13 protein-coding genes are annotated in these 13553 nt (G+C 68.8%); 4 read left to right on the top strand and 9 right to left on the bottom strand.

Going from position 1 to position 13553, the window contains the following annotated elements; all coding sequences use genetic code 11:
* Nucleotides 1-4: 4 nt before the first annotated feature.
* Complete coding sequence (locus WFH44_RS00200; RefSeq protein WP_336710768.1) at nt 5-1066, bottom strand: 2,3-butanediol dehydrogenase; 1062 nt, start codon at nt 1064-1066, stop codon at nt 5-7.
* A 200-nt stretch (nt 1067-1266) separates the two neighbouring features.
* Here WFH44_RS00200 and WFH44_RS00195 point away from each other — a divergent pair, with 200 nt between their 5' ends.
* Genes WFH44_RS00195 through WFH44_RS00185 form a run of 3 tightly spaced genes read left to right on the top strand, consistent with a single transcriptional unit; the run spans nt 1267 to nt 4843 of the window.
* Nucleotides 1267-2265: a nitrilase-related carbon-nitrogen hydrolase gene (locus WFH44_RS00195; protein ID WP_336710767.1), complete on the top strand. Its 999-nt coding sequence runs from the start codon at nt 1267-1269 to the stop codon at nt 2263-2265.
* On the top strand, nt 2265-3311 hold the full coding sequence (locus WFH44_RS00190; RefSeq protein WP_336710766.1) for an agmatine deiminase family protein: 1047 nt from the start codon (nt 2265-2267) through the stop codon (nt 3309-3311). The genes WFH44_RS00195 and WFH44_RS00190 overlap by 1 nt, the downstream gene beginning before the upstream one ends.
* The gene (locus tag WFH44_RS00185) at nt 3308-4843 is read left to right on the top strand and encodes an APC family permease (RefSeq protein WP_336710764.1); all 1536 of its coding nucleotides are present in this window, start codon (nt 3308-3310) and stop codon (nt 4841-4843) included. Before WFH44_RS00190 ends, WFH44_RS00185 begins: the two co-directional genes overlap by 4 nt.
* Before the next feature lie 108 nt (nt 4844-4951).
* Here WFH44_RS00185 and WFH44_RS00180 read toward each other — a convergent pair whose 3' ends face one another.
* The 5 genes from WFH44_RS00180 to WFH44_RS00160 all read right to left on the bottom strand — a co-directional run bounded on the left by WFH44_RS00180 (nt 4952) and on the right by WFH44_RS00160 (nt 9829).
* Entirely contained in the window at nt 4952-6370 is a 1419-nt protein-coding gene (locus WFH44_RS00180; protein WP_336710763.1) for a 2-hydroxycarboxylate transporter family protein, read from the bottom strand.
* Nucleotides 6371-6441: 71 nt separating this feature from the next.
* The gene (locus WFH44_RS00175) at nt 6442-7320 is read right to left on the bottom strand and encodes a hydroxymethylglutaryl-CoA lyase (RefSeq protein WP_336710761.1); all 879 of its coding nucleotides are present in this window, start codon (nt 7318-7320) and stop codon (nt 6442-6444) included.
* Nucleotides 7317-8552, bottom strand: a complete 1236-nt coding sequence (locus tag WFH44_RS00170) for a CaiB/BaiF CoA transferase family protein (RefSeq protein WP_336710759.1) — start codon at nt 8550-8552, stop codon at nt 7317-7319. The genes WFH44_RS00175 and WFH44_RS00170 overlap by 4 nt, the downstream gene beginning before the upstream one ends.
* Before the next feature lie 170 nt (nt 8553-8722).
* Nucleotides 8723-9382 (bottom strand): IclR family transcriptional regulator, encoded by a 660-nt coding sequence (locus tag WFH44_RS00165; RefSeq protein ID WP_336710758.1) that lies wholly within the window; start codon nt 9380-9382, stop codon nt 8723-8725.
* Nucleotides 9383-9433: 51 nt separating this feature from the next.
* Nucleotides 9434-9829: a TraR/DksA family transcriptional regulator gene (locus WFH44_RS00160; protein ID WP_336710757.1), complete on the bottom strand. Its 396-nt coding sequence runs from the start codon at nt 9827-9829 to the stop codon at nt 9434-9436.
* A gap of 100 nt (nt 9830-9929) precedes the next feature.
* On the opposite strand from WFH44_RS00160, the gene WFH44_RS00155 reads away from it, so the two are divergent.
* Nucleotides 9930-11486, top strand: coding sequence for an FAD-dependent monooxygenase (locus WFH44_RS00155; RefSeq protein ID WP_336710755.1), 1557 nt, complete (start codon nt 9930-9932; stop codon nt 11484-11486).
* A 6-nt stretch (nt 11487-11492) separates the two neighbouring features.
* Here the strand turns inward: WFH44_RS00155 and WFH44_RS00150 are convergent, their stop codons facing one another.
* The 3 genes from WFH44_RS00150 to WFH44_RS00140 are packed head-to-tail and all read right to left on the bottom strand — an operon-like array spanning nt 11493 to nt 13400.
* A complete protein-coding gene (locus WFH44_RS00150; RefSeq protein ID WP_336710753.1) occupies nt 11493-11993 on the bottom strand; it encodes a carboxymuconolactone decarboxylase family protein in 501 nt (166 codons plus the stop codon).
* Nucleotides 11990-12370 carry a GNAT family N-acetyltransferase gene (locus WFH44_RS00145; protein WP_336710751.1) on the bottom strand — a complete coding sequence of 127 codons (381 nt, stop codon included), beginning with the start codon at nt 12368-12370 and terminating at the stop codon, nt 11990-11992. The genes WFH44_RS00150 and WFH44_RS00145 overlap by 4 nt, the downstream gene beginning before the upstream one ends.
* 25 nt (nt 12371-12395) lie before the next feature.
* Nucleotides 12396-13400, bottom strand: coding sequence for a pirin family protein (locus tag WFH44_RS00140; RefSeq protein WP_336710749.1), 1005 nt, complete (start codon nt 13398-13400; stop codon nt 12396-12398).
* Nucleotides 13401-13553 lie beyond the last annotated feature (153 nt).

The following is a 13553-nucleotide window of genomic DNA, read 5'->3' as shown; positions in this document are numbered from 1 at the left end:
GGGGTCACTGGTTCGGATTCACCAGGATTTTCACGTGCTCCTCGTTGTTGTTGATGAGCTGCTCGAAACCGCCGGTGATGAGCTCGTCCAATGGAATCCTGGCGGTGATGAAGGGGGCCAGGTCGAGTTTGCCCTCCTGGACCAGCTTGATGGTGCTCGGGTGGTCGTTGGCGTACCCGATCGTGCCGCGCAGGTCGATCTCCTTGAGCACGAGCGAGGGCATGTCGACCTCCGGCTTGCGGCCCCAGATCGAGACGTTGACGATCACGCCGCCGGGCCGGACGGCGTCCAGCAGCATGTCCAGGACGGCCGGAACCGAGCTGCACTCGAAGCCGACGTCCGCTCCCTTGCCGCCGGTGAGCTGGCGGACCTTGTCGGCCACGTTGCCCTCGCGCGGATCGAACACCTCATCGGCCGCCCCGGTGTCGCGTGCCATCTTCTTCCGGGCCTCGCTGAGTTCCGAGATATAGACGGTCAGGCCCGAAGCTTTGAGGACGGCCGCGGTCAGCAGTCCGATGGGGCCGGCTCCGCCGACAATGGCGGTATCGCCGGCCTTCGCGCCGCTGCGCACAAAGGCATGGTGCCCGACCGAAAGCGGTTCGATCAGGGCCGCCTGGTCGAGGGGAATGTCGCCGATCGGGTGCACCCAGCGCCGTTCGACCACGATCTTCTGGGACAGGCCGCCGCCCCGCCCGCCAAGGCCGATGAAATTCATGTCCTTCGACAGCTGGTACGCCTCGCCGGGGCTGGTGTCGACGTCCTCCCGGATGATGTACGGCTCGACGACCACGTTCTGGCCGACCTCGAGGTCGGCCACGCCGTCCCCGACCGCACTGACAGTCCCGGAGAACTCGTGCCCCAGCGTGACGGGGGCCTCCTCGCCCGAGATGGGGTGCGGAGAGCCCTTCGGCGGAATGAAGATCGGCCCTTCCAGGTATTCGTGCAGGTCCGTCCCGCAAATGCCGCACCAGGCTACGTCGATGGCAACCGTTCCCGGTTTCAGCTCCTGTTCCGGGATGTCCTCGATCCGGATATCCTTCCGGGCGTAGTAGCGCGCAGCCTTCATGACGGTGCCTCCTTCGTGGCGTCCACTGAAGTCCTCAGCCTACTGACCTTCGGAAGCACTGTGAATGGGCCACCGGCTCCGCGACGACGCGGGGCGCGACCAAAAAAGAATGTGATTCATTTAACTATTGTGCCGGAGCCCACAGCCCTGTATAAATGAATCTTGTTCATTTGTGATCTGCATCCCATGGAGAACCTGCCATGCTAGAACTGACCCGGCTGGACCCGCCCGCCTCCCCCGCCCGCACCGAACCCAGCAGCCGCCCGGCGCTGCGCGTGGGCCTGGTCCAGCACCGCTGGTACGCCGACCCCGCCGAAACCGTGGCCGAACTCAACGAGGGCATCGCCCGCGCCGCCCGGCTGGGCGCCGCCGTCGTCTTCCTCCCGGAACTCACGCTGTCCCGCTACCCGGCGGACACGCTCCCGCAGGGCCGGGCGGCGGACCTGGCCGAGGACCTGCTGACCGGACCGACCTTCGCCTTCGCCGCCGAGGCGGCCCGCGCCAACAACGTCTGCGTGCACGCGTCCCTCTACCAGCGGGCCGACAGCCCGGAGGACGAGCTCGGCCTGAACACCGCAATCCTGGTCTCCCCCGCCGGAGAACTGGCCGCGAAGACCCACAAGCTCCACATTCCGGTCACCGCCGGCTACTACGAGGACAAGTACTTCCGCCAGGGCCCCGCGGACGCGGACGCCTACCAGGTCCATGCACCCGCAGAACTCGGTGGCGCCCGGCTCGGCCTGCCCACCTGCTGGGACGAATGGTTCCCCGAGGTCGCCCGGATGTACTCGCTCGGCGGCGCCGACCTGCTGGCCTACCCGACGGCCATCGGCTCCGAACCGGACCACCCGGACTTCGACACCCAGCCGCTGTGGCAGCAGGTGATCGTCGGCAACGGCATCGCCAACGGTCTCTTCATGGTCGCGCCGAACCGCTGGGGCAACGAGGGCACCAACACCTTCTACGGCTCGTCCTTCATCTCCGACCCGTACGGGCGCATCCTCGTGCAGGCCCCGCGGGACGAATCCGCCGTGCTGGTCGCGGACCTGGACCTCGACCAGCGCCGGGACTGGCTGACGCTCTTCCCGTTCCTGTCCACCCGCCGCCCGGACACCTACGCCCGGCTCGCCGACCCGGTCCGCCCCGGCGAGCCCTTCGGCGCCGGAACCCCGGCCGTTCCGGCTCAGGCGGGAGCCTGATGATGGGCTGGACGATGCCCGCCGAGACTGCGGGGCAGGATCGGATCTGGATGGCCTTCCCGCCCGGTGGCTACACGCTCGGCGAAACCGCCGAAGAGGCCCGTGCCGGGCGGTCCACCTGGGCCGCCGTCGCCAATGCCATCGCGCGGTTCCAGCCGGTCACCATGCTGGTGGAGCCGAAGGACGAGGAGACCGCGCGCGCCTACCTGTCCGCCGCCGTCGAACTGGAATTGGCCCCGCTGGATGACGCCTGGATGCGGGACATCGGCCCCACTTTCGTCCTCAACAACGACGACGGCGGGCGACTGGGTGCCGTGGACTGGGTCTTCAACGGATGGGGGCAGCAGGACTGGGCGCGCTGGGACAAGGACGCCGCGATCGGCGTCCGGATCGCCGGCCTCGCCGGCGCGGAGCGGATCGGTTCCTTCCTGGTCAACGAGGGCGGCGGCATCCAGGTGGACGGCGAAGGCACCGTGCTGGTGACCGAGACCGTCCAGCTGGACCCCTTCCGCAACCCAGGCCTCGGCAAGGCCGAGGTGGAGGCCGAGCTGGCCCGCACCCTCGGCGCCACCAAGGCGGTCTGGCTGCCGCGCGGCCTGACCCGCGACTCCGAACGCTACGGCACCCGCGGCCACGTGGACATCGTCGCGGCGATCCCCTCCCCCGGAACCGTGCTGGTCCACATGCAGGACAACCCCGAGCACCCCGACTACGAGGTCAGCCGGGAGATCGTCGCGTGCCTCGCCGGCACCACCGATGCCGCCGGGCGGGACTGGAACATCGTCGAAGTCCCGGCGCCGCAGACCTTGCGCGACGCCGAGGGCTTTGTGGACTATAGCTACATCAACCACCTGGTCATCAACGGCGCGGTCATTGCCTGCACCTTCGACGACCCGGCAGACGAGAAGGCCCTCGCCATCCTGGCCGGCGCATACCCCGGCCGCGAGGTCGTCGGCGTCGATGCCCGCGAACTGTTCGCCCGCGGCGGCGGCATCCACTGCATCACGCAGCAGCAGCCGCGCCCATCCCGAAAGGCCCGTCCATGAGCCAGGCAACCAGCATGACACCCTCCGCCCCGCCCGCCCGGCGCGGAAAGGGCCTCGCGGCCGGGCAGCTGGGCCTGCTCGCCGTCGTCGTCCTCGGCATTTCCACCATCGCGCCGGCGTACGTGCTCACCTCCACGCTGGGGCCGACGGTCCAGGCCATCGGGCCGTACCTGCCCGCCATCTTCATCGTCGGTTTCATCCCGATGTTCCTGGTCGCGCTGGGCTACCGCGAGCTGAACGCCGATTCGCCGGACAGCGGCACGACCTTCACCTGGGTGACCAAGGCGTTCGGGCCGTTTATCGGCTGGATGGGCGGCTGGGGACTGCTCGCTGCGAACATCATCGTCCTCTCCAACCTGGCCGGCGTCGCCGTCGACTTCTTCTACCTCTTCCTCGCCCAGCTGACCGGCAACGCGTCCCTGGCCGAGCTGGCGGCCAACAAGCCGGTCAATGTCCTGACCTGCCTGGCCTTCATGGCCCTGGCCGTCTGGGTCTCCTGCCGCGGCATGAAGACCACCAAACACGTCCAGTACATCCTGGTCGCGTTCCAGCTCGGCGTGCTGGCCTGGTTCACCTTCGGCGCCCTCAGCCGGATCGGCAGCGTTCCCGGGACCGAGCCGCTGGCCTTCAGCTGGGAGTGGTTCAACCCGTTCGGGATCGAGTCCTTCTCCGCCTTCGCCCTGGGCCTGTCGCTGTCCATCTTCGCCTTCTGGGGCTGGGATGTCTGCCTGACCGTGAACGAAGAGACCACCAACGGCCGCCGCACGTCCGGGGCGGCCGCGGCGATCACCGCCGTCGCCGTCCTGGCCATCTACCTGGCCGGGTCCGTCGCCACGCTGATGTTCGCCGGCACCGGGGAGACGGGTCTCGGCCTGAACAACCCGGACATCTCCGAGAACGTCTTCACCGCGATCGCCGGACCGGTCATGGGCCCGTTCGCCATCCTGCTCTCGCTGGCGGTGCTCTCCTCGTGTGCGTCGTCCCTGCAGTCCACCATGATTTCCCCGGCCCGCAGCCTGCTGGCGATGGGCTACTACAAGGCCCTGCCGGACGGTTTCGCCAAGGTCGGCGCCCGGAGCAAGTCCCCGGTCTTCTCCACGGTGGTCGCCGGCGCCATCTCCGCCGGGTTCTACGCCCTGATGCGCTTCCTCAGCGACAACGTCCTGAACGACACCATCATGGCGCTCGGCCTGATGATCTGCTTCTACTACGGCCTCACGGCGCTGGCCTGCGTCTGGTACTTCCGCCGCACCGCCTTCAGCAGCGCCCGAAACCTGTGGTTCCGCTTCGTCTTCCCGCTGCTGGGCGGGCTGGCCCTGGTGGTCGTGTTCCTGCAGACCGCGGTGGACAGCTGGGATCCCGCGTTCGGCAGCGGCTCCGAGCTCTTCGGCGTCGGCCTCGTCTTCGTGATCGGTGTCGGCATCATCGCCCTCGGGCTGCTGGTCATGCTCTGGATGTACCGGCGGCGTCCGGAGTTCTTCCGCGGCGGAACCCTGCGGAAGGAGAGCCCGACGCTCGAGATCCCGGAGTAGGCATTACCCGGCGCAGCAGCGCTACCAGTAAGTGACGACGTCGGTGCCCCGCCTTGGGAAGGCGGGGCACCGACGTCGTTCCCGGGATGTATCCCTGCTAGCTGCTGCTCAACCCGCCAGCAGCGGGACCAGCAGCGAGGTCAGGAAGAGCACCAGGGCTCCGCCCACCCGGTTGGTCAGGGCGGCGAAGGGCATCAGGTGCATGCGGTTGGCGGCGCTGAGCACCGAGACGTCGCCGCTGCCCCCGGTGTCCGCCATGCACAGGCCCGGGGTAATGGCCGCCTCGACGAAGTGGAATTTGACCAGCCAGCCCAGCAGGCCCGAGGTCAGCGTGGCGATAATGACGGTGGCCACGGTGAGGACGATGAAAATCGGGTTGCTGAGCGAGGCGAGCACTTCCTCGATGTTGATGAAGGTGATGCTCACGCCCACCAGCAGGGCCGGAACCATCGTGCTGGAGATCATGTCACCCCACTCGGAGCTGGCTTCCTCCAGCTCCTTCGGGAAGAGGCCGAAGATCTTGATGGCCGCCGCGGCGATGATCGTCCAGGCGTACGGGTGCAGGGCCGGGAGGTAGGCGCCGATCATTTGGCCCAGGACGAAGAGGCAGCCGGCGATGACCAGGCCCTTGCCCAGCGAGATGAAGGAGGACACGTCCTTGGCCGGGGGCATGGTCAGGTCCTCCGACTTGCCCTTCACGCGCAGCAGCTGGCCGTGGCCGTTGAAGCCGACGAACAGCTGGGTGCCGCGCTTGGTCAGCCCGTTGTAGATGCCGGCGATCAGGATGCAGACGACGTTCGCCATGACGACGGCGGAGATCAGGTCGCCCATGAAGGCTTCGGAGGTACCGCCGGTGCGGGCTGCGTACATCTCGGACATCGGCACCGCGCCGAGGCCCAGGCCGCCGGCCATGATCGGGGCGGCGATGAAGAGGATGCCCTCGAAGAACCCGAACCCGGTGACGGCCCCGAGCAGGCCGACCAGCCCGAAGGTGGCGACCAGGCAGCCGACCACCGGCACGGCGAACCGCGGGCCGGCCTTGAGCAGCAGCGCCCGCGGCATGCCCAGGATGCAGCCGGCAATGATGGTGACGACGAAGAAGTCGAGGAATCCGTGGCCGTCCACGAAGTTCTGCACCACCGTCACGGCGTTCTCCGGGACCAGGCCCAGGAACATCATCGTGGCGGGAACGAAGGTGCACAGGATGGTGGGCAGCCCGTAGTCCCGCACGACCGGGAAGAGGTTGCCGATCCAGATCAGCAGGCCGCCGAACATGATGGTCACGGCGAAGCCGGCAATCATCGTGTCGGGCAGGTTACCGGTCAGGGCCGCGATAAGGAGGAGGGCGAAGAGGGCGAAGTAGATCCCGCCGGGCATGCTGGTGATCCGGAAGCCCCGGCGGCCGGGGTAGTGCACGCCCGGCAGCTTGGCGGCCGGGGCCGCTCCCGCGCCGGCCGGGGCCTGCTGCGCGGTTTGGGCGGTCGCGTCATTGGCGGAGGGACCGCTCGTTTGGGTGGTATTGGACATCGTTGTCTCCCGTGGATTGGGAGCGGCAGGCCCGGGCCGGGCCCGCCGCGTCGAAGGAAGAGCCGCGGCAATCAGCCTGCGGCGGGTTGGATGGCGGGAACTGCCGGCGAAGCGGCGACGATGGAGCGGGCCAGGCTGACGGCTTCGGCCAGACGCTGCTCGTCGATCCCGGTCTCGTGTCCGCCGGCATGGAGATGGCGGACCAGTTCCTCGGTGGCGATGTTGCCGTGGGCGCCAGGGGCGAACGGGCAGCCCCCGAAGCCGCCCAGGGCGGCGTCGAAATTCGTGATCCCGACGTCGACGGCGGCGCTGACGGTAGCCAGCGCCTGGCTGTGGGCGTTGTGCAGGTGGAGATAGTAGGTCAGGTCCGGCTCCGCGCTGCGGACGTAGTCCAGGCTCGCCATCAGCCGCTCCGTGGGAGTGGTGCCGAGCGTGTCGGCCAGTCCGATGTTGCCGATGCCCATCGCCTTGAAGGCGCGCACCACGCGGAGCAGGTAGGCCGGGTCGATGTCGCCCTCGAAGGGGCAGGTGAACGCCGTGGAGATTCCGGCGACGAACCCGGCCTGCGGATGGCGTGCCACTTCCTCGCCGAGGCCGGCGAGCGCGTCCTCGATGCTCTGGCCCGCGTTGGCGCTGCTGTGCGCCTGGCTCGCCGAGGTCACGACCGAGATGTTCCGCACGCCGGCGTCGACGGCGCGCTGGATCCCGCGGCCATTGAGGGCCAGCGCGGTGTAGGTGACGCCCCCGGCGGCGGGCAGCCCGGCGAAGACCTCGGCTGCATCACCCATCTGCGGCACCTTCTTCGGATTGACGAAGGAGCCCGCCTCGATCCGGTCCACGCCCGCGGCGATCAGCGCCTCGGCGATGGCCAGCTTGTCCGCAGTGGAGACGACGACGTCCTCGTCCTGCAGTCCGTCGCGGAGGAAGACATCGGTGATCCGGACCTTCATGCGCGCACACCGCCCGCGGTGAAGTCTGCGATCTCTTCCGCGTCCAGGCCGGCCAGGTCGCGCAGCACCTCTTCGGTGTGCTCGCCCAGTTCCGGGCCGACCCATTTGACCTCGCCGTCGTGGCCGGGAATCTTCGGCACGACGCCGGGGAAGCGGACCTTTTCCGGCTTGTCCTCGATCACCACTTCGTGCGTCTGGATCATCCCGCGGGCCAGGTAGTGCTTGTCCTCGGCGATGCTGGGCGCGTCGTACACCGGTCCGGCCGGGACGCCGGCGGCGTCCAGCAGGTCCAGGACCTCGGTGAGCTTGTAGCTGCCGGTCCAGGCCGAGATGGCTCCATTGAGCTCTTCCTCCCGGGCGGCGCGCGCCTCTGTGGTCAGCAGGGACTCGTCCGCCGCCAGGTCGTCCCGGCCCATCGCCTTCATCAGCCGCACGAACACGGAGTTGGAGTTGCCGCCGATGACGACCTCCAGTCCGTCGGCGCAGATGTAGGAGCCGGTGGGCACGACCCCGGGCAGCTGGCCGCCGGTGCGCTGGCGGACCATCCCGTACGCGTCGTAGTCCGGCACCAGGGATTCGAGCAGGCTGAACACGCCCTCGTACAGCGCCACGTCCACGGTCTGCGGCCCCTCGTGCCTGATGCCCTTAGCCTTCTGCAGCATCAGCATCAGGGCGCCGATCACGCCGTAGAGCCCGGCCACCGTATCGCCCATGCTGGCCGCGGCTCGCCCGGCCGGGCGGTCCGGCTCACCGGTGATGTAGCGCAGTCCGGCGAAGGATTCGGCCGAGCTGCCGAAGCCGGCACGGTCCTTGTACGGACCGGTCTGGCCGTAGCCGGAGATCCGGACAATAACGACGTCGGGGTTCAGCTCCGTGAGCACGTCCGGTCCCAGCCCCCAGCGCTCCAGAGTTCCCGGACGGAAGTTCTCGATCACCACGTCGCACTGCGCCGCGATCTTCTTCACCGCCGCCTGGCCCGCCTCCGAGCGGAGGTCCAGCGTCACGGACTTCTTGTTGCGGCCCAGCGTCCGGAACAGCATCGAGGTCTGGCCGCGCGTCTTGCGCCAGTCGCGCAGCTCGTCCCCGCCGTTCGGACGTTCAATCTTGATGACCTCGGCACCGAAGTCGCCGAACAGCCGCGCGGCGAACGGAGCGGCGATGAAGTTACCCAGCTCGAGCACGCGGATGCCCTCCAGCGGAAGGCTGTTGGCCAGCCGTAGATTCTCAGTCACAGATCCTGCTTTCATCATCCGTGGCCGCAGATTCCCATTCCGTGGGAACTGCATGCCGTTTAGCGGGAAGATGCTAGCAAGTGACCTGCGGCACACACAAGCCCTGCGGAAAAGGATTTTGCCGCGGGGAAAGCGGACGCGCTTAGTCCAGCCCCCTTAGGCCTGCGCCTTTAGTCCTGCGAAGACCGGTCCAGCTCCAGCCCGATCCGTTCGGCGGCCGCGCGCACGTGACCGCCGAAGTCCCGGCCGGGCGACGCCTGCACGCGGGTCAGCGGCACGGCCAGGCAGACGGTCGCGATCAGGTCGCCGCGTGCCATGACCGGCGCGCTGACCGACCCCAGCCCCGGCGTGCGCCTGGCGACGGATTCAACCCAGCCCTCGCGCTCCAGTTCCTCCAGCGCGTCCGGCTGCCGTGCCAGCAGTCCGCCGCTGGACCCGGCCGGCAGGGCGAGGCGGGCTCCGACCGGCAGCGTCGCTTTGAGTTCCTGCTGGCTGTCCACGCTCAGGGCGCAGATCCGCTCGTCGCCCCGGCGCAGCCAGAGCTGGGCCGTCTCGCCGGTGGCGTCACGCAGCCCGGTGAGCACCGGCAGGGCCGCCGACTCCAGGGCGGTGCGCACAAACCTATGGCCCAGCTGGAAGTCGCCGCTCTCGGTCCTGCGCAGGAAGCCGTATTCCACCATGGAGAGTGCCAGCCGGTGCGCGGTCGACACGGAGAGGCCGGACCGGCGGGCCAGTTCGCTGGCCGAAGCGGCGGACCCCTCCACTGCATCGAGGATCGCAACAATGCGGGCGAGCATCCGGTTGCTGCCGGCTGATTCAGGCGAGGTCATTGCTTCAGCGTAATGGCTGAGCAGGACCCGGTATCTAAAGGTTGAGTGCCGTCAGTGCCGGCGGCCTCCGGCGTGCTCCATGCAGAACCGGGCTTCCGGCCGGGCTTCGAGCCGCTCGTCGGGAATCACCTTGCCGCATTTTTCGCAGCGGCCGTAGGTCCCGGCATCGAACCGCGCCTTGGCGGCGAGCAGTTCGCCCAGCGCCTCCTCGGTGCTTTCCAGCAGCGTGACCTCCCGTGCCCGCTCCAAGGTCAGGGTCGACCCCTCGGGGTCATGTTCGTCGTCGGCGGGGAAATCCTTGGCGGCGAGCGTCGCCTCCTGGATATCCAGCGTCAGGCGGTCGATCTGGGCCCGGGCCTCGGCGATTTTCTCGTCGAGCAGCTGCCCGAACTTCGCATCGGCAGGTGCGGCCGAAGCGGCTCCTGCGTTCTCCGAGGCTTTGTCCACGATGGAACTTCCTTCCACTGATTGATTCCAGCATCATAGTCCTGTTTGGACCGCATGCTACCGATTCACCGGAGTACTCTCGCAGGCAGGAGGGGGCACCATGGACAGGCGTCAGATCGAGACAGAGGTGCTGGTGGTCGGCGCCGGCCCCACCGGGCTGATGCTGGCCAACTGGCTGGCTAAGCTGGGTGTCGCAATGGTGCTGGCCGACGGGAAGTCCGGTCCCACCAGGGAGTCCCGCGCGCTCGGCCTGCAGTCGCGGAGCCTGGAAATCTACGACCAACTGGGCCTGGCGGAGGCGGTCGTTGCGGACAGCACGCGTGCCCGTCGGCTATACCTGGGCTACGAAGCCAGGATGTTCGGCATGCTGCCGATCGGCCGCTTCGCCCGCGGCCTGACGCCCTTCGAGGGCATCACCTTCTACGAGCAGAGCAAGAACGAGGCGCTGCTGGCCCGCAACCTGGCGTCGCTGGGCGCCGGCGTGCTCTGGAACCACAAGCTCACGGCGCTGGACGACGCCCCGGACGGCCGGGGCATCGTCGCCGTGCTGGCCGGCCCGGACGGCGAGGCAGAGGTTCGGGCCCGCTACTGCGTCGGGACCGACGGCGGCTCTTCCACGGTGCGCGGCCTGCGCGGAATTCCCTTTGAGGGCATCACCAACCCTGCAACCTTTTACGTGGCGGACGCGACCAAGGTGCGGGGCCTCGCCGCTGACGGTGTCAACGTCCGGCCCGGCACCGAGGACTTCCTGCTCGGCTTTCCCATGGGCGGGGACGCCCACATCCGGCTGATCGGCACGGTCCGGGACACCTCCCCTCCCCCGCCGGAGGGTCCTTCATCCAGCCTCCCCGCCGCACCGGGCACCCTCACCGAGGAAGAGGTGCGGGAGCGGCTGACCCGGGTGTACGGCGTGAGCTACGGGCCCTCGGACTGGTTCGCCACCTACCGCGTGCACCACCGGATCGCCGCCAGATTCAGGGACGCCGCGGTCTTCCTGGCCGGCGACGCCGCCCACGTGCACTCGCCGGTGGGGGCACAGGGCATGAACACCGGCCTGCAGGATGCTCACAACCTGGCCTTCAAGCTGGCTGACGTGCTGCAGGGCCGTGCGAGCGGCTCATACCTGGACCGCTACGAGGCCGAGCGGCGGCCCGTGGCGCGCCGGCTCGTGGCGACGACGGACCGGCTCTTCGGCTTCATTACCTCCGTCAATCCGCTGGCCCGGACGCTGCGGCGCGGCCTGATGCCCGTGCTGGCACCGGCGGCGGCATTCCTGGCCCCGCGGACCCGGCGGGCGTCCCGGCTGTTCGAGTACGTCTCGCAGATCCGGATCCACTATTGGATGTCGCCGGGCGCCAAGGAAGCGGCGCGCGGACGGCGCGGCACCGTCGTCGGGCGGAGGCTGCAGTTCACCGGGGACAACTTTGAGCCGCTGCGTTCGCTGCAGTGGCAAGTCCATGCCTACGGGGCCATGCCGGCCGTGGCCGCGCACCATGTCCGCTCCGCGCTGGGCCTCGAGGTGCACGTGCTGCCGCTGCACGGGAACCGGCGGCTGCAGCAGGGCCTGTTCTACCTGGTGCGGCCGGACGGGTTCGTCGCTGCCGAGTCCCGTCCGGCCACCGCCGTATCGACCTTCGCCGCGGCGCTCAGGCGCTGAACGGGCTCAGCCGTTGGGCGTCCAATCCGAGTCATCCGGGCGCACCGGGTGCTGGCTGACGATGGACAGGCGGTTGAAGGCGTTCATGGTCAGCACCACCCAGCTGATCGCCGAGGTCTGGTCCGCCGTCAGCCGCTGGCGGGCGAACACGTAGTCATGCTCGGCCAGCTCGTGCGGGGGCAGGTCGGTGATCGACTCGGCCAGGGTAAGCGCCGCACGCTCCTGATCCGAGAACAGCGCCGTGTCGCGCCACGCGGTCAGCACGGCGAGCCGCTGCTGGCTCTCGCCGGCGTCCAAAGCCATCTTGACGTGCATGTTCAGGCAGTAGGCGCAGCCGTTGATCTGGGAGACCCGCACGTTGATCAGCTCGACGAACTTCCGGTCGAAGCCGGCTTCCTCTGCGGCCTCCCTCGCCTTCAGGCCGAGGCCGTTCAGCGCCCGATAGGCCGCCGGGTGCTGCTTGTCGAGGAACACCCGGTCATGCTTGACCGCCGTCACCTGGCTCATTTGGCTCCCCCCGCGGCCTGCTCCGCCCGGTCGTGCGCCTCGATCTGCTGGTCCGACGGCAGGTCGGTGATGTCGGCGTATTCAGGATGCTTGCGGATGTAGGCGCGGATATAGGGGCAGAGCGGCACGATCCGCCGGCCCATCGAACGGACATCGTCCAAGGCGAACCGCGCGAGCTTCGAGGCCAGCCCCTGCCCGGAATAGGCGTCGTCCACTTCCGTGTGGACGAAGACCATCTGGTTCTGCTCGGAGCGGTAGCGGTACTTGGTGAAGCCAATGGTGTTGCCGCCGTCCTGCAGCTCATAGCGGCGGAGTTCGGCATCATGGACGACGGCGATCGGCCGGTTTTCGTCCTGGGCGGGGGTTTCGGTGGCCATGTCTTCCTTTCTGGCGCGGCGCCGGTCAGCGCCGCGGGCGAATACGAGCGTTGGGCAGGACGGGGGCGGGCAGGTAGTCCAGGGTGTTGTCGACGACCTTGCCGAACTGGTTGCTTTCGGCGCTGCCGTCCGTGCGCGGCTCGGCGCCGATCTCGGCCTGCCAGTTCTTCCGGTACTCGACGATCTCGTCGTGGTCCCGGCCGACGAAGTTCCACCACATCACGATGGATTCGCCGAGCGGCTCACCGCCCAGCAGCAGGAGCCGGACCCGCGCCCCCGGCTCGGCCGAGAGCTCGATGGTGCCGTGGCCCGGAGGCAGGTAGGCGAGCTGATCCGCCGTCGTTAGCGTCCCGTTGAAACGCACGCTGCCGCTGTCCACCAGGACCCCATGCTCGAAGGAGGTGTCCGCGTCGAACGCCACGGTGGCGCCGGCTTCGAGCAGCAGTTCGGCGCCGAGCAGCGGCGAATGCAGCGGCACGGGGGACGTGCTGCCAGCGAGCGAGCCCATGAAGACCCGCAGCTCGTACGCTTCCGTGATGACAGGCTCCGGCGCGTAGTGGTCGAAGCGGGGCTCGACGAAGCGGGCCTTCTCCGGCAGCGCGGTCCAGAGCTGGGCGCCGTGCAGGATATCCGTCCCGGGAGTGGAGATCTCGGAGTGGCAGATGCCGGACCCGGCGGTCATGAGGTTCAGCTCGCCGGGACGGACCATCGCGTGGTAGCCGGCGCTGTCGCGGTGCTCGATCTCGCCGGTGAAGAGCCAGCTGACCGTCTGGAGGCCGGTGTGCGGATGCGGCGGGACGTGCATGCCACCGGTCTCCGACACGCGGTCCGGGCCGTAGTGGTCGAGGAAGCACCAGGCACCGATCAGGGAGCGGTTGCGCTGCGGCAGCGTTCGACGCACGTTCATGGCGCGGGGGCCGCCGAGCGGAACGTCGCGCGGCTCCAGCAGTTCCACCGGCGACTGGGCCAGCCGGACCTTCCCCTCTTCCTCGCAGACCAGCTCCAGCGGGTCCCGTTCGAGATTGCTCATGGCTCCCTGCCTCCTCCTCGTCCTCGCGGCCCACGCGCTCCAGTCCGGCGCCCGGCTCCGTTTCGGCCCGCCCGCTCCGCCTCGAAGGGGAGCAGCGCGCCAGAGCGGAGCGTGGCGTACCGTCCGGGCCATTCCGTAGCCGCCATCAGTATC

The sequence above is a fragment of the Arthrobacter sp. USHLN218 genome (assembly GCF_037144715.1).
In the GTDB taxonomy this organism is placed as follows: Bacteria; Actinomycetota; Actinomycetes; order Actinomycetales; family Micrococcaceae; genus Crystallibacter.
Note: the sequence above shows the minus strand (reverse complement) of the source record. Positions and strands in the feature narration are given on the sequence as shown.

Coding starts and splice junctions, on each gene's coding strand:
- WFH44_RS00155 (WP_336710755.1), top strand. CDS start 9,930: ATGGACAGGCGTCAGATCGAGACAGAGGTGCTGGTGGTCGGCGCCGGC.
- WFH44_RS00180 (WP_336710763.1), bottom strand. CDS start 6,370: ATGTCCAATACCACCCAAACGAGCGGTCCCTCCGCCAATGACGCGACC.
- WFH44_RS00150 (WP_336710753.1), bottom strand. CDS start 11,993: ATGAGCCAGGTGACGGCGGTCAAGCATGACCGGGTGTTCCTCGACAAG.
- WFH44_RS00190 (WP_336710766.1), top strand. CDS start 2,265: ATGATGGGCTGGACGATGCCCGCCGAGACTGCGGGGCAGGATCGGATC.
- WFH44_RS00185 (WP_336710764.1), top strand. CDS start 3,308: ATGAGCCAGGCAACCAGCATGACACCCTCCGCCCCGCCCGCCCGGCGC.
- WFH44_RS00195 (WP_336710767.1), top strand. CDS start 1,267: ATGCTAGAACTGACCCGGCTGGACCCGCCCGCCTCCCCCGCCCGCACC.
- WFH44_RS00145 (WP_336710751.1), bottom strand. CDS start 12,370: ATGGCCACCGAAACCCCCGCCCAGGACGAAAACCGGCCGATCGCCGTC.
- WFH44_RS00175 (WP_336710761.1), bottom strand. CDS start 7,320: ATGAAGGTCCGGATCACCGATGTCTTCCTCCGCGACGGACTGCAGGAC.
- WFH44_RS00200 (WP_336710768.1), bottom strand. CDS start 1,066: ATGAAGGCTGCGCGCTACTACGCCCGGAAGGATATCCGGATCGAGGAC.
- WFH44_RS00140 (WP_336710749.1), bottom strand. CDS start 13,400: ATGAGCAATCTCGAACGGGACCCGCTGGAGCTGGTCTGCGAGGAAGAG.
- WFH44_RS00165 (WP_336710758.1), bottom strand. CDS start 9,382: ATGACCTCGCCTGAATCAGCCGGCAGCAACCGGATGCTCGCCCGCATT.